This window comes from Enterococcus sp. JNUCC 77, assembly GCF_054819945.1.
Genome location: NZ_JBTHIG010000001.1, coordinates 1,884,348 through 1,899,729 on the forward strand (window position 1 = coordinate 1,884,348; position 15,382 = coordinate 1,899,729).

The 15,382-nt window shown below is 35.2% G+C and carries 18 protein-coding genes, 1 riboswitch and 1 other annotated feature; all 18 genes read right to left on the minus strand.

The window, feature by feature from the left end; all coding sequences use genetic code 11:
• Nucleotides 1–85: 85 nt before the first annotated feature.
• Entirely contained in the window at nucleotides 86–1,525 is a 1,440-nt protein-coding gene (gene proS / locus ACVWNY_RS09215; RefSeq protein ID WP_454071278.1) for a proline--tRNA ligase, read from the minus strand.
• Nucleotides 1,526–1,582: 57 nt separating this feature from the next.
• Nucleotides 1,583–1,800, minus strand: a binding site (T-box leader).
• A 45-nt stretch (nucleotides 1,801–1,845) separates the two neighbouring features.
• Nucleotides 1,846–2,697, minus strand: a complete 852-nt coding sequence (locus tag ACVWNY_RS09220; protein ID WP_454071279.1) for a DUF368 domain-containing protein — start codon at nucleotides 2,695–2,697, stop codon at nucleotides 1,846–1,848.
• 102 nt (nucleotides 2,698–2,799) lie between these two features.
• On the minus strand, nucleotides 2,800–4,077 hold the full coding sequence (gene eno, locus ACVWNY_RS09225) for a phosphopyruvate hydratase (RefSeq protein WP_454071280.1): 1,278 nt from the start codon (nucleotides 4,075–4,077) through the stop codon (nucleotides 2,800–2,802).
• Between the two features lie 80 nt (nucleotides 4,078–4,157).
• A riboswitch (Fluoride riboswitch) is annotated at nucleotides 4,158–4,218 on the minus strand.
• Between the two features lie 40 nt (nucleotides 4,219–4,258).
• Nucleotides 4,259–4,828: an NAD(P)H-dependent oxidoreductase gene (locus ACVWNY_RS09230; RefSeq protein WP_454071281.1), complete on the minus strand. Its 570-nt coding sequence runs from the start codon at nucleotides 4,826–4,828 to the stop codon at nucleotides 4,259–4,261.
• Nucleotides 4,829–4,981: 153 nt separating this feature from the next.
• Complete coding sequence (locus ACVWNY_RS09235) at nucleotides 4,982–6,178, minus strand: acetate kinase (RefSeq protein WP_438719687.1); 1,197 nt, start codon at nucleotides 6,176–6,178, stop codon at nucleotides 4,982–4,984.
• A 28-nt stretch (nucleotides 6,179–6,206) separates the two neighbouring features.
• Entirely contained in the window at nucleotides 6,207–7,214 is a 1,008-nt protein-coding gene (locus tag ACVWNY_RS09240; RefSeq protein WP_218326788.1) for a class I SAM-dependent methyltransferase, read from the minus strand.
• A gap of 133 nt (nucleotides 7,215–7,347) precedes the next feature.
• The gene (comGG, locus tag ACVWNY_RS09245; RefSeq protein WP_343214728.1) at nucleotides 7,348–7,626 is read right to left on the minus strand and encodes a competence type IV pilus minor pilin ComGG; all 279 of its coding nucleotides are present in this window, start codon (nucleotides 7,624–7,626) and stop codon (nucleotides 7,348–7,350) included.
• Nucleotides 7,610–8,062 carry a competence type IV pilus minor pilin ComGF gene (gene comGF / locus ACVWNY_RS09250; protein WP_218326789.1) on the minus strand — a complete coding sequence of 151 codons (453 nt, stop codon included), beginning with the start codon at nucleotides 8,060–8,062 and terminating at the stop codon, nucleotides 7,610–7,612. Before comGF ends, comGG begins: the two co-directional genes overlap by 17 nt.
• Entirely contained in the window at nucleotides 8,049–8,312 is a 264-nt protein-coding gene (gene comGE, locus ACVWNY_RS09255; RefSeq protein ID WP_218326790.1) for a competence type IV pilus minor pilin ComGE, read from the minus strand. The genes comGF and comGE overlap by 14 nt, the downstream gene beginning before the upstream one ends.
• Nucleotides 8,299–8,751: a competence type IV pilus minor pilin ComGD gene (gene comGD / locus ACVWNY_RS09260; RefSeq protein WP_218326791.1), complete on the minus strand. Its 453-nt coding sequence runs from the start codon at nucleotides 8,749–8,751 to the stop codon at nucleotides 8,299–8,301. Before comGD ends, comGE begins: the two co-directional genes overlap by 14 nt.
• Complete coding sequence (gene comGC, locus ACVWNY_RS09265) at nucleotides 8,748–9,017, minus strand: competence type IV pilus major pilin ComGC (protein ID WP_218326792.1); 270 nt, start codon at nucleotides 9,015–9,017, stop codon at nucleotides 8,748–8,750. Before comGC ends, comGD begins: the two co-directional genes overlap by 4 nt.
• On the minus strand, nucleotides 9,017–10,024 hold the full coding sequence (comGB, locus tag ACVWNY_RS09270) for a competence type IV pilus assembly protein ComGB (protein ID WP_246601522.1): 1,008 nt from the start codon (nucleotides 10,022–10,024) through the stop codon (nucleotides 9,017–9,019). The genes comGC and comGB overlap by 1 nt, the downstream gene beginning before the upstream one ends.
• Entirely contained in the window at nucleotides 10,005–10,916 is a 912-nt protein-coding gene (gene comGA, locus ACVWNY_RS09275) for a competence type IV pilus ATPase ComGA (RefSeq protein ID WP_218326793.1), read from the minus strand. Before comGA ends, comGB begins: the two co-directional genes overlap by 20 nt.
• Nucleotides 10,917–10,967: 51 nt before the next feature.
• Nucleotides 10,968–11,621 carry a tRNA (guanosine(46)-N7)-methyltransferase TrmB gene (gene trmB / locus ACVWNY_RS09280; protein ID WP_218326794.1) on the minus strand — a complete coding sequence of 218 codons (654 nt, stop codon included), beginning with the start codon at nucleotides 11,619–11,621 and terminating at the stop codon, nucleotides 10,968–10,970.
• Between the two features lie 54 nt (nucleotides 11,622–11,675).
• Nucleotides 11,676–12,458 (minus strand): phosphotransferase family protein, encoded by a 783-nt coding sequence (locus tag ACVWNY_RS09285; RefSeq protein ID WP_218326795.1) that lies wholly within the window; start codon nucleotides 12,456–12,458, stop codon nucleotides 11,676–11,678.
• Between the two features lie 82 nt (nucleotides 12,459–12,540).
• Nucleotides 12,541–13,410, minus strand: coding sequence for a D-amino-acid transaminase (gene dat, locus ACVWNY_RS09290; protein ID WP_218326796.1), 870 nt, complete (start codon nucleotides 13,408–13,410; stop codon nucleotides 12,541–12,543).
• A 2-nt stretch (nucleotides 13,411–13,412) separates the two neighbouring features.
• Nucleotides 13,413–14,621 carry an ABC transporter permease gene (locus tag ACVWNY_RS09295; RefSeq protein ID WP_218326797.1) on the minus strand — a complete coding sequence of 403 codons (1,209 nt, stop codon included), beginning with the start codon at nucleotides 14,619–14,621 and terminating at the stop codon, nucleotides 13,413–13,415.
• Nucleotides 14,614–15,351, minus strand: a complete 738-nt coding sequence (locus tag ACVWNY_RS09300; protein ID WP_218326798.1) for an ABC transporter ATP-binding protein — start codon at nucleotides 15,349–15,351, stop codon at nucleotides 14,614–14,616. The genes ACVWNY_RS09295 and ACVWNY_RS09300 overlap by 8 nt, the downstream gene beginning before the upstream one ends.
• Nucleotides 15,352–15,382 lie beyond the last annotated feature (31 nt).

A 15,382-nucleotide genomic window follows, 5' to 3' on the forward strand; every position in this document is an offset into this window, starting at 1 on the left:
AAAAACTCTTCACATCTGCTAACTGGTGGCTGATTTCCGTATTCTAGCGATGCTCATCATTTAGTATTTTTAAGCGACAGATTTATTAATACGCCCGAGCAATCCAAACCGTATGTTTCGCTGGTTTGCCAGAAACGATATCAACCGTTTTTTCAACTGGTGGATTGAATGGAATATTTCGTGTTGTAAAACCTGTTTCTTCTTTAATTTTGGCTTCGGTTTCTTCTGTCCCATCCCAACCAATTAACACAAATCCTGGTGTTTCACCAGCTGTCTTAGATTTTTCAATGTGGGCTTTTAATTCATCTAAAGTATCTACATCAGTATGCTCATTTTCAGCATAACGAACTTTAGCACTTTCAAATAACCGTTTTTGCATAATATCTAATTGTTCTGTTACGTAATTTGTTAACTCATTTAGAGAAACTGACTCTTTGTCGGCCAAATCACGCATTTTCACGACAACTTGATTATTTTCTAAATCTCTAGGGCCAAATTCTACTCGTAATGGTGCACCTTTTAATTCCCACTCATTAAATTTATAACCTGGTGTATTATCAGTTTCATCAATTCTCACACGTAATCCTGTATCTTGTAATTGAGTTTTGATTTCTTTTAATTTATCTAAGATTGCTGGATTTTTTTGCCAAGGACCAACTGGAACTAAAATAACTTGAGTTGGTGCCACTTTTGGTGGTAATACCAAGCCTTGCTCATCTCCATGAACCATGATTAATGCGCCAATTAAACGAGTAGAAATACCCCATGATGTTGTATAAACAAAATCATGTTCGTTATTACGATTCAAGAATTTAATATCAAAAGCTTCCGCAAAATTTTGACCTAAATAGTGTGACGTTCCTGCTTGAACTGCTTTACCATCTCGCATCATTGCTTCAACAGAATAAGTATCCACCGCACCAGCAAATCGTTCAGATGGCGTTTTTTGACCACGATAAACTGGAATAGCCAACGTGTCTTCAATCAAAGTTGCATAAGCTTCTAAAATTGACATTGTCCGACGACGCGCATCTTCTTCAGTTTCGTGAGCTGTATGACCTTCTTGCCATAAAAATTCAGAGGTCCGTAAAAATGGCATAGTTTTCTTTTCCCAACGGAAAACATTGGCCCATTGATTAATTTCTAATGGTAAATCACGATAAGAATTCACCCAATTGGAAAAAGCATCACCAATTAACGTTTCAGAAGTTGGACGTAACGCATAAGGTTCTTCTAATTCTTCATCACCAACACGAGTTAACCATGGTAGTTCTGGTGCAAAACCTTCCACGTGTTCTTCTTCTTTTTCTAAGAAATGTTTAGGAATCAACATTGGAAAATAAACATTGCGGATATCTTGCGTCCGTAAATATTTGTTGAAATCATCTTGGATATGCTGCCACAATTCAAAACCATCTGGTTTAAAAATGATACATCCTCGAACAGGTGAATAATCCATCAAATCAGCTTTTTGGATAGTTTGCAAATACCATTTTGAAAAATCTTCTCTTTGTAAATCTGACATATTGTCTCCTCCTAAAATAAAATTGCCAATAAAAAAACCGCTCCGTCCTCACGTAAATGTAAGGACGAAACGGATAATTTCGCGGTACCACCTTGCTTGATCAAAACTTATTTGATCCAACTTTCAGCTCTATTAACGCTAGAGTCACGTATTGTTTTCACAATAGGCTTCTTTGGTAGGTTCATAAATTTCAGTGGGTGTGTTGATCTTTCAGCCGGTGAATCAACTCTCTGCTACCGTAAAAATTTATTACTAATCCAAATGCTTGTTCTTATACTAACTAGATTTATTTAAAATTGCAAGAGAAAAATAAATTTTTTTTAATCTTCAGGAACATAACGCTCTTCTAAACGGCTCATCCACCAGCCTAAACCAGCACCTAAAATACACAATACACCACAGGCAAAGAAGGCCAAAAAGCTAAATCCTGCATAATTTGTCGGTACAATCATTACTGTCGATGCAAAAACAATTCCTAGAATAAAATGGAACATCGGTGCATAGTATCTCGCAAAAACCCAATCCATTACTTTAGATAGACTTAGTACCACGACTAATCCACCAATACCAATCGGAATAATCACGCCTAAATCAATTGTCTTAAAACCATCAGCCATCGCTTTATACATCCCCATATAAACTAAAAAGTTTGAAGGGCTCAGTCCAGGTACAATTAAACCTAAACCAATCAAGCCGCCAGCAATCATCCAAGTGAAAAAGTTTTGATCCACTTCCCCAAATAAGCTAGAGCCTTGCCATAAAAATAAAAAGCCAACTACAAAACTCACGACTAAAATAATCATATCTTTCGTATCGCGACCTTTTTTCCCCGCTTCTTTCCACAATGCCGGCACAGTTCCAATAATACAACCCACAAAAAACCATAGCATAATAGTCTCAAAGGAACCGAGTAAAAAACTGACCGCAAAAGATAAAACAAAAACCCCAGTCAAGCCACCTAAACCTACTGGAATAAAAAATAAAACATTTTCTTTAAAATTTCGCGTTATATGGGCTAAAAAAGAAATAATTCGTTCATAAATACCAAAAACTGCCGCCAATGCCCCGCCACTGATTCCCGGTAAAATAAAACCTGAACCGATAAACATCCCTTTAACAAAACGTAATATCCAACTACCTACATTTTTTTCAGACCGTGCCTGCTTTTCCATTTAATAAAAATCTCCTTCTCTCTTCGTCATCTAAAATAGTTTAACGATAAAGAAAGGAGGAGACAAGTTATTTTTTAGTTGGTTTAATTTTTTTATAAAATTCTATAAGCTTTCTTTAGGAAAATGAGCTAGTATAGCTTGTCCTTCAAGTTCTTCTTCTATCCGTAAGAATTGATTGTATTTTTCTACGCGTTCACTACGCGCCATTGAACCCGTTTTGATTTGGCCAGCACTCAAAGCCACAGCAAAATCAGCAATAAATGTATCTCCTGTTTCGCCAGAACGATGAGAAATCATAGTAGTATAGCCATTTTCCCGTGCCATCCGAATCGTTTCGATTGATTCAGATACTGTTCCAATTTGGTTTAATTTAATTAAAATAGAATTGGCAATACCATTTTTAATTCCGTCTGCAAAAATCTTCGGATTGGTGACAAATATGTCATCGCCTACTAATTGAATTTTATCTTTCATTGCCTCCGTCATTAATTTAAAACCGTCCCAGTCATGTTCAGAAAAACCATCTTCTATTGAAATAATAATCGGGTATTTTGCAACTAGATTTTGGTAATAAGTCAACATTTCAGCAGAAGATAATTCTTTGCCTTCGAATTTGTATTTTTTGCTAGCATCATCGTAAAATTCACTGGATGCTGGATCAATCGCTATGGCAATTTCTTCAATTGGTGTATAGCCAGCCGTTTCAATTGCTTTAATCAATGTTTCAATGGCTACTTCAGTTGAGGGTAATTTAGGAGCAAAGCCACCTTCATCACCAACCGCTGTTTCATAACCATTATTAGCTAAAATAGCTTTCAAAGTATGATAAATATTAGCAATTTTTTCCACACCATCGCGAAAGCTTTCACGTTTTACTGGCGTAATTAGAAATTCTTGCACATCAATTCCTGAATCTGCGTGAACCCCACCATTAATTACGTTAAAAAAAGGTTGTGGTAGTTCTAAATCTACTCCACCTAAATAACGATATAGAGGAATATTTTTGCTCGCTGCTGCAGCTCTAGCTACTGCCATTGATACACCTAAAATCGCATTAGCACCTAAACGACTTTTGTTATCCGTTCCATCCAGATCAATCATAATTTGATCAATTACAGCTTGATCAAAAGGTCTTTTACCGATCAAAGCATTTTTAATTTCTGTATTTACATTGTCTACGGCTTTTAACACACCTTTACCTTGCAAGCGACTACCGCCATCTCTTAATTCAACTGCTTCACGGTCCCCAGTTGAGGCACCGCTAGGAACTTCAGCACGACCTAACGTCCCATCTGTTAATATAATATCGACTTCGACAGTTGGATTTCCTCTTGAATCAAAAATTTCCCGAGCTTTTACATTTTCAATAACTGTTGACATGATAATTCCTCCTTATTTTTGCAAACAAAAAAACACCTATCGAAAGGTAAATTTTTTTGTAAGCAGGCAAAAAAATTTAACTTGCAATAGGTGTCATCAGCTTTGCAGCGGTTATAGGGGAACACCATCCCTTTGATTAAATAAGAATATACACTTATTTCAAAAAACAATCAAATAATAACTATTTTAAATTTTTGTAGGCACGATTCAGGAATTCTTGCCGTTCCTCTGAAGAAATCGTACCAATTAAATCCAAATGATGCCAAGCTACTTTTTTCACACCCACATCCTTTAGCGTAGTAATCAGCTGGTGACGATAACTATCATTGCAACGTTCTTTCAGACTTTCAGTCGATTGTTCTGATGTTGAAAATACAACTGCTGAATCAATCTTCAATAGCGGCTGAATTCCATTTCCTTCATCATAAAAAGCAAATTGATTTAGCAAAATCTTATCTAAAAAACCTTTCAAACTTGCTGGTGTAGCATACCACCAAACAGGAAAAATAATTATTAACTGCTGTGTATCTTTCAATATTTCCATGTATTTTTCAATCAATGGATCTAATACTTTTCCTGCTTGATAAACAGCCAACTCATTTTCTGTCATAACAGGATTAAACCGATCAGCATTTAGGTCAATTACTTGATAATCTTTTTTATCAGTGATTAAATGGCTGATTAAATTTTCTTTGATTTGGTGATTAAAACTTTTTTGATAAGGATGATCAATTAAGATTGTGGTTGTCATCATGACGCCTCCTACATAATGGAAATATTTTTATAAAAGTCTGTTCCAAATTTAAAATTTTTTTCATTTACATAATACTAATTTTACAAAAAAAGAGTGTTAAACTTTATTTCAGTTTAACACTCTTAAATACAATATTGAATGATTCGTTGCTTATTTGCTTAAACGTTCTACGTCGCGGGCAATCATTACTTCTTCATCAGTCGGAATCACGTAAACTTTTACACGAGAGTCAGCTGTTGAGATTTCTGCTTCTTTACCATGGATTTTTTTGTTTAATTCTTTGTCGATTTCAACACCAAACCAAGACATATTTGCTGTAACCATGTCGCGAACTAAGTCAGCATTTTCACCAACGCCAGCAGTAAAGACGATTGCATCTACACCATCCATTACTGAAATATATTGCGCAATATATTTACGAATCCGATCAGTATAAATTTCCATTGCTAAAATGGCATCTTCATTTCCTTCAGCGTATGCATCTTCGATATCACGCATATCACTTGATAAACCAGTAATTCCTAAAACACCAGATTTTTTATTTAAGATATCGATCATTTCGTTAATGTTAGCAATGCCTTCTTTTTCCATAATGTATGGTAATAGAGAAGCATCCACATCACCAGAACGAGTTCCCATTGTTAAACCTGCAAGTGGCGTGAAGCCCATTGAAGTGTCGACAGATTTTCCACCTAAAACAGCAGCGATTGAACCACCATTTCCGATATGTGCTGTGATAATTTTAGTTTCTGCCAAAGGTTTGCCTAATAATTCTGCCGCTCTTTCGGACACATAACGATGGCTTGTTCCGTGGAAACCATATTTACGAGCAGCGTATTTTTCATAATATTCTTTTGGCAAGCTGTACATATAATTTACTTTAGGCATTGTTGCGTGGAATGATGTATCAAACACAGCCACACTTGTAATGTTTGGTAAAATATTTCTGAAAGCTTTGATTCCCATTGCATTGGCTGGGTTGTGTAATGGAGCAAATTCACTTAATTCTTCGATTTTTGCTAAGACATCGTCGTCAATTACGACTGAATCTTTAAAGTATTCTCCACCTGCTACGACACGGTGGCCAACGCCAGTAATTTCATCAAATGAACCAATGATTTTTAAATCAATTAGTTTATCTAACAGCATTTGAACAGCAATTTCATGATCTTTAATATCTAGTGTTTGATTAAATTTTTCACCTTCGCCATATTTGATTGTGAAGATTGAATCATTGATTCCAATTCTTTCGACGATTCCTTTGGCGATTACGGTTTCCTCAGGCATTTGGTATAACTGCCATTTCAAACTAGAACTTCCGGCATTGATTGCAATTGTCTTTGACATTTTAAGTAAACTCTCCTTTGTTTTTTTACTATAAATTAGAGGATTTCCATTCCTCGAATTCGCTGAAAAATTGTGACACTTTGGCAGGATCTTTTAGCGTAGGTAATTTTACCAACAAGACTTTTTTGGCTTGTTCTGCTAACGCTCCTGGTTTTTGCAATATAACAATACTTTTTCTTGAATGGACTGACTGGAATAATTCATCTGGTAATTGGATAATACCTTGTAAATAAACTTTCTCTTTCAGCCATTTCTGTAACAATGGGCCTTGTTCTGCCTCCAAAAAGTTACTTGGAACTAAAAACAAACCATAGCCATTGTCTTTCACATAATTCATCCCTTGTTCTAACAATAGATGATGGGCATAACTGTGATCTTTCGTGGCATGAGTGATAAATGATGCTGCCTTTTCATCGTGTGGATAAAATCCAACGGGCAAATCTGCCACAGCAAAATCAACTGGGTCCACCAATAAGTCTTGCAAGCTATCTTGATGAAATAATTCCAACTCAGTTTCGCTTAACAAACTGTCAGAAGCTGCGATAGCCAATAAAGTTTCATCAATATCGACCCCAATACCATGTACATTGTACTGTGCTAATTGTAGATTAATCAAAATAGTTAACAATAAATTTCCCATACCAACGGCAACATCTAGCACCCGCAAGTTTTCTGCTTTATTTTTTGTTAACTGCTCAATCAGAAACACAAATAAAAACCCAATACTATCAGGTGTTAACTGATGATTAGGTTGTAATTGTTCCCCTCTAGCACCTTTTAACAATAATAATTGACTTAACTTACGCCATTCCTCACTACTTAAATCCAACGCTAAAATTTCTTGATAAACTTTTTCAACCTGCGAAACAATTTCTGCATTAGGTTGGCCGTCCACTATTCGGACTTTGGCATTGTCTACCAAATTCTCTGCATTTTCGATATAGGCGTCAAAAAAAGAAGTGTCTAATCCTTGTTGCAACTGAGAAATTGTGCTTTCCATCAAAGCAAAAGCCTGCTCAATTTTTTCTGTATCCATCTTACACCTCACAAAAAATATATAACACCTTCGATACCTGTTTTATTTTAGCTGAGTTTTCAAAAAATATCAATCGCTTTCTTGATTGTTAAATAAAAGTTTCTTTCCTGTTTAATCTGTTAAACAGACTATACTAATTTTCTGCATTATTCGATACAGCCTCGTAAAAAAGATATTGTTTGTCTTTTAATTTTACTACGATTACTAGTTTTTGTCCGTTCCTATGATAAACAAGTTCCCCCAGATTAAAAGGCCATTCTCCACTTTCTTGTGGCAAATTAGGATAATCAATTAAAAATAATTCTTTTGCCGTTTTTCCTTGATACAGTTTTTGACTTTGATGATTAAAATCTATCGTTTCTTGGTAACTAGTTAGTAATTGTAAAGCTAAAAAACTAAACAAGAAAAGCACCAGCATCACCGTCAGCAGAATACCTCCGGGATATGATGTAACTGTCCTTTTTGACCAAATTGTCTGTAAATGTGACTTCAAAGAATATCTCCGCTCCTTCTTGTTGGCAAGTGAATTTTTTTACGTCAGTCAGTAATGGCTGATGACCATTATTTTTACTTTTGGCGATTTTTTTATTTACCAAATAAATTTTGACGCTCTTTTCTTCCTCCATTCCCAAAATTTGATTTCTCTCAACACGATTAATTTCAACTTCTTCCAATTCATTTTCCAGCTGTAACAAAAAAACTTGCCATTCTCTTTCGTTATGACTGGAGACAACTTTTTCAGTTTGTTGGACATGCTTAAACAAGCCACTGATTAAAAGTAATAAACCGCTCAACATCAAAAGTGCCACTAAACATTCTATCAAAGTGAATCCTTTATTCTTTGCCAATCTTAGCTGTCCCTTTTTCCACCCAACAATTCTCTGCTGAACCTTGGACATTGTCATCTCCTACCTCTCCGGTAATACGCAAACGACGACTCGCCATATAAAGACTGCGATAATCTGCCAACTGCTGCATTTGAGATTCTTGATTTATCTGAAGCTTGACTGATAAATCCAAATAACCAAAGACAATTACACAAAGAATCCCTAAAGCAACGACACTTTCTATTAAAATATAACCCTTACTTCCTTTCAAAACGTCCACTTCCTAGCATGAATTGATAAATGATTTGTTTATCCGTGCTTAATTGTTTAAAAATAATATTCGAAAAACTGCCGGGACTTTTAGAAATTGAAATGTTTCCTGTACCGCTTTTAAAATAGATGGTATAGCTATTATTTAATAACCGAATATCCTCGGGTAAACTGATATTTTTTTTAGCTTCTGGATCGTTGGCAATCATGAAAATGAGTTCTTGGTTCTCTTTGGAAAGATAAACGGATGATCGAGTTCCCTGGGTAATGGCCAATTGTTGAAAATGTAAAAGGGATTTTTCAATCCGATAAAAAAAGAAATTTTGTGTGAGCTTACTATGCCATTTTCCAATCGCTAAAGTTGGTAACAAGACAAAGCTGGTTACAACAAATAAAACCAGTAACATCTCAAATAAAGTAAAACCTTGACGCTTAATCATTTCTTATTTTCCTGATAAATTTTGTACTGCTTAGCATCCACATAATTAGGGACCAAATCACCTTCGCTGGGACTCTGACCATCATGTTCCATTTCATATAACTGAATTTGTGTTTCCACTACTTTTACAACCGCAGCATTATTTTTTTCCTCAGCCATTTTTCGTTGCTCCATGATTTTTGGTACAAACAGTAACAATAATAGACTGATCACAAATAAAACAACCAACATTTCTAAAAGCGTAAAGCCTTTTTGTATTCTTTTCACTAAAAACCCTCCAATCCGCTAGTTATAGGTAATAACATAGCCACATAAATACTGACAATCAACACAGCAACAAACAAAAAAATTAGTGGCTGCAACCAGGAAATCATCCATTCAATACGACTAAATAACCGTTGCCAAATAATTTCACTATAAATCAATAATTCCTTACCTAAATTTCCACGGGCTTGTCCTTGCAATATGATTTGACTAAATTCTTGTGTCAAAAACGGATATTTTTTTATTTGTTCCGGTAACGACTGGCCGTTATTTAAAGCAGTTTGTAAATCTTCGGCTAAATCTTTCATCAGCGAATCACGATCGGTTACCAATAAACATTGAATGATTTGAATTAGTTCCAAACCTTGATTAAATAATTTCCCCCACTCTAAAGCAAAATATGCTGAGTAATAATCTCGATGCAAACTACCAATTAGCGGAAATTTCGATAATCTAGTATAACGGGCTAAATAACTTTGTTTTTTTCTGTTCTGTCTAAAATATAATGTAAAGCAAAAGCCACAAAATATAATAACGAAAATCAATATTGGAAAATCATGAATAAATAAGACTGCTAGACTACCTTGTTGAATCATGCCACTAGCCAATAACTCAGGTAATAAGAAAAAACGCATACTTAAAAGAATCAAAACTAAGAAAAGTAATAATAATAGTGGATAAGAAATTGCTTTAATAAAATTGTTTCGCTGTTTTTCTAGTAAATCCATTTGTTGACCAATACCAATCAATGTAGCAGGTAAATCGCCATGAATTTGAGCCAATTCTAGTTGTAAAAGTTGATCTTTACTATAAGATAATTGATTTAATATACTCGCCAGTGATTCACCAGCACTTAAATCTGCCTCGACTCTTGTAATTAACTTAGAATCAAACAATTTACCTGTTTGAAAAAAACCTAAGGCCTGAGACAGACTAAAGCCATTGTTCAATAATTCTCCTAAAAGTAGAACAAATTTTTTTTGATCTTTTTTAGTCATTTTTTGTTTCAAAAGCTTTCAGTCCTTCCACCCAAGATGCAGCAACGCCAGTGTTTAAAAACTCATAAGCCAACATTAAGCCGACTTCATTTGTTGCTATTGGCAATAATTCCTGATAAACAACTCCTTTTAACACCTCTTTTAACAGATCGGTTTCCCCACCCAATTCATATGCACGGGCAGTTGCTCCTGCTAAATCTTTGGCGTGAATCGTGGCAAAAACACAATGTCCTGTCAAAGCGGCACGAACAGCTGCCTGAATCGTTTTAGTATCGCGAATTTCTCCAATAATTAAAATATCTGGATGGTGTCGCAAGGATAGTTTGATTAATTCATCGTAGTCTTGATTGATTTTGTCATTAATTTGAAGCTGTAGAAAATGATCCACTTCGATCTCTACTGGATCTTCAATCGTAATCACCTGTCCCTCCATTTCTTGGGCTAGTTTATACATTAAAGTGGTCTTTCCTGAGCCAACTGGTCCACTAAATAAAAATAAACCGCGACCGGCAATTTGTTGTTGGATGATCGTTAATTGTTCCGGCACACAATAATTTTCTTGGCTCACCCCAAAAGTATGCAAAAAGCGAATCACTAAACTTTCCCTTTGACGATAATCGCCGACACTAGACAACCGTAAGCGCTGCGGACCCTTCAATAAAGGATAAGTAGTTGCCCCAAATTGTGTTTTACGATGCTCACTTACGTCCATTTCACCAATGTATTTAAAGCGACTAATTAATTGTTTGCCTTGATCTAGAGAAATTTTTTCTCGATTAAAATAAAAAGGACCTTTGCGAAAATAAATTTCATAATAGTCGTTACCAGGTTTAATGTAAAAATCTTGCATTTGGTTATCTGTACCATAAGCAATCAATTCATCTGAATAAAGTTCAACTGACATTTGCTTCACCTCTATAAAAAAATACGCAAAAAAAAGCGAGAAAACTAAAATTTAGTCTCTCGCTTTGGAAATAAATCGCGCTTCTACTCGATAAATCGGTTGGCCCTTATTGGAAAACTTCTCTTCATATTCTGTCATAATGTTGCCTTGATAATCTGATTGATGTAAATCCAACCACACTTGTTCAATCACCATGCCGTATTTAGAAAAGCTACTTAACGAGTATTCAAATAATCCTTGATTGTCAGTTTTAAAATGAATTTCTCCGTTAGGTTTTAAAATTTCTTCGTCAATTGCTAGAAATGTTTTAAAAGTTAAGCGGCGTTTTTCATGCTTTTTTTTAGGCCATGGATCGGAAAAATTTAAATAAATTTGATCTACTTCATTTTCGGCAAAATAATCTGTTAAATCAGATCCGTCAACATGCAACAGTTGTAAATTTGGTAACTCTTCTGCAATTAATTTATCTAGCGCTAAAGACACCACACTTAACTGCATTTCAATCCCGATATAATTTATTTCTGGGTGTGCTTTTGCCATCCCCACAATAAATTGACCTTTTCCAGTTCCAATTTCAATCTGAATAAGGTTACTATTCTTGAATCGTTCTTGCCAATGGCCTTTTAATTTTTTTGGCTCATTTGGGATATATTCTGGATGAGCTGCAACTAACTCAGCAGCTCCAGGACGATTTCTAACACGCATCTTGTTCCTCCTAATTTCATATCGTTATTCACAACAAAAGCTGAACTAAGATGTTCAGCTTCCGGCAAAAATACGTTTTAATTGTAAAATTGTTCGATTCATATGATGGATTTCTCCTCGCATATAAAAGCGAGAAATTTCAAGTAGAATGCTCATTAAAGCATACCAATACACCCGTTCAATATTGGCATCAGTTGGTTGAATCCCATATCTCAGGAGCCATGTTCCCCAACTAGAAAGCGGAACGTAATTCCCTAAAATAGTACCAATGTCTAAAGCCGGATCAGCAAACATAACTGAATCCCAGTCCACCAAATATAAATAATTTCGACAAACTAGCCAATTTCGATGATTGACATCACCATGGACAACAGTATATTTCTTTTTCGGATATTTTGGTAGATGAGTAGTTAAATAACCATGGACTTTTTCTACAAATTCGTTTTCCTTCAACTCATTTGGTAAATCGGCTTCATAGGATGCTAATAGTTGCTCTGGTGAAACTTGTTGGCCGCCGATTTTTTTTAACATAGTTTTTAATGATTCAGAATGATGCAAATGATACAAAACATCAATTACATCATTACGTTGTGTAATTTCATCGGCTTCTAAAAGACGACCATCTAACCATTCTTGGGCAGTTAACGTATCGCCATTGCCAGTTCTTTTAATCCAAACTAATTTTGGTGCAATTCCTTCTTGTGACAAGGCAGCCAGCATTGGCGTTGTATTCTGTTTGATAAAAACTCGTTCGTCTGCTTTGTAACCAATATAAGTTTTTCCAGTATCACCTTTTATCGGTTGCAAACGCCAGTCGCTATCTAACTGAAATTCCATCCTTGTCCCCCCTAACAATTAACAGTAATCCTTATTCTAGCCACCTGAACTCACTTCGTCAAGGGCATATACGTTCGTTTTTTTAGATTTCGCTTTTATTTTCTTGCACAGTCATTTTGATAACCTCGCTGTAAGCCTTTAGCAAACGATTGGTTATCGTACCAACTTCACCTGTACCAATCTTTTGATGATCAATCGAAACGATTGGCATAATTTCTGCCACAGAACTGGTTTTGAAACATTCATCTGCTTGTAACAATTCTGTGGTCGTAAATGGTTCTTCAATTAACTCGATATTTAAAGCTTGAGCAATTTCTCGTAATTTTATTTTAGTAATCCCAGGCAGTACCAATTCACCATCAGGATGAGTAAATAATTTTTGATTTTTGACCATCCATAAATTTGATGCAGAAGCTTCTGTTACTATACCATCTCGTTCTAAAACTGCATCTTCAAAACCTTTTTGCTTGGCTTCATCTAACGCCATAATATTTCCTAACAAACTAATTGATTTGATATCACAATGAAGCCAACGTTTATCAGCTACAAAACCACAATGAATCCCATTTTTTTGTTTCACTAAAGGTCGACTTGCTGGTTGAATGTCAGCAGTCAATACAGCCTTGACTTCCTTAGGATCAGGAAAATCATGCAGACGAGGCTTGCAAACACCGCGAGTCACTTGGAAATATAAACGTCCTTCTTTAATCCCAACTTCTTCAGCAAAACGGTGTAGACGGTGACTAAATTCTGCACGTTCAAAAGGCAAAGTTAAACGAATTTTATCTGCACACGCCCACAATCGATCTAAATGTTCTTTTTCCATAAAAAATTGACCGTCATAAATCCGAATGACCTCATATAAGCCATCGCCAAACTGATAGCCGCGATCCTCTAAATCAATCTGTACCTCTGTTTCATCAACAATTTCTTCATTCCACAAAACTTTCATAACTAAGCCTCCATTTTTTTCACTCGAATTGGTAAATAAATCAAACTAAAGACAGTAATCTCAATCACTAATATCCCAAAAACTAAGGCACTTTCTAACAAACTAATTCGCCCTAAAGTACACAAACTAAAAATAACCGCACCTGTCGCTAACAAGACAGCAATTAATTTTTGTAGAGCTTTTTCTTTGGTTTTTTTCGCTACTGGATATAATTGTGTCAACGTTACATAATCAAACTGACCATACAAAGGTATCAGCTGAAAACCAATTAAATAGATAAATAAAGCACTAACCCCGGCGGAGAAAATAAAATCATTTAACGAGAAAATAATTACGCTACCCAAGACGATTAGACGTAGAAACAACCCACTTATTTCCGAACCACGAAAAGCTCTTCTAGCAAATAAATACAAATACGTATTTTCTTGTTTGAAAGAAATCTTGCTTAAAAAAGGATCCAGATAACGACGACGTTTCACCTTAGCTTCAATTTCTGGTACATCGGTAAATAGATTAATGAATTGATAAATTCGATGTAATCGCTGATTTTCACGATTAATTAGAAAGGTCCAATCTAATAATCTGTGATGACCATTTAACCAACCAATCAGTCCAGCCATTAATGCTAATGCAGTAATCATACCAATGATAGCACCAATATATAAACTAACAAAAATAATTCCACCACTTAACAAAAACCAGCCGATTTTTATTTTTTTGACTAAACTTGCTGTCTCTTGATAGCTAGCAAATTTTTCAATCGTTAAAAGACTATATTTCAATACCCACAGCATAATTAAATATGGGAAAAATCGATTGAAAGAACTATTTTGTGCTAAAACAACTAGTGGCATAAGCGCGCCACATATTAATCCTTCTACTAAAAAAGGAAAAGGCAATGAATGACGCAAAGATTTATTTAAATAGCCAGTCATTTCAGTTTCTTTCGGTAATAAAAAAGTCATATCCGCTGGTTCAACTAATGTAGCTAAACTACCAAAAGGTAAAATAAACCACCAAACCACTCCTACAATTGGCAAACTCCATATAAAATCAGCTGGCAATTGTTTTAATAAATTTGAATAATAGAAACCTAAACCACCGACTAAAAATAAGCAAACCAAAACAAAATGGTCATTTAAAACATAGCGCATATAACGCATCATCTTTTTTTGATGACGAGCCAAGCGCTCTTTAAAAAAGTTATCCATGAGCCTGCTCCTTTGTTAAAGCAATGTAGATTTCATCCAAAGAAGCTTCTGGCATTTTAAAATCTTGCTGTAATTCAGCCAAAGTACCTTGTGCGCGGACTTCACCCTCATGTAAAACCACAAAACGGTCGCAATATTTTTCTGCGGTTGCCAAAATATGGGTAGACATCAAAATTGCCGCGCCTGCATTTTTCATTTCCACCATTAATTCTAATAATGCATTAATCGCTAACGGATCCAATCCTAAAAAAGGTTCATCGATAATATAAAGACTTGGTTGAATTAAGAATGCACATAAAACCATCACTTTTTGTTTCATTCCTTTTGAAAAATTGGTTGGAAACCACTCCATTCGGTTTTCTAAACGAAAGGTTTTCAACAATTTTTCTGCTCGTTCAAAAGCGATATCCTTTGAAATATCGTAAGCCATAGCAGTTACTTCGATGTGCTCTCGTAAAGTTAATTCTTCATATAAAGAGGGTGTCTCTGGAATATAACCAATTTTTTTTCGATAATCCTCCGGTGATGTCTGTAGCGTCAAATCATCGACTGTAATCGAACCTTTCGTTGGCGTCAGTAATCCAATAATATTTTTAATAGTTGTTGATTTACCAGCACCATTAAGACCGATTAAACCAATCATTTCCCCGTTATCTACATCGAAACTGATATTTTTTAAAACTGGTAGATGACCGTAACCACCAGTCACTTGCTGAATCGCTAAACTCATTGAAAAATTCCTCCTAAATTTCAGACTTTTT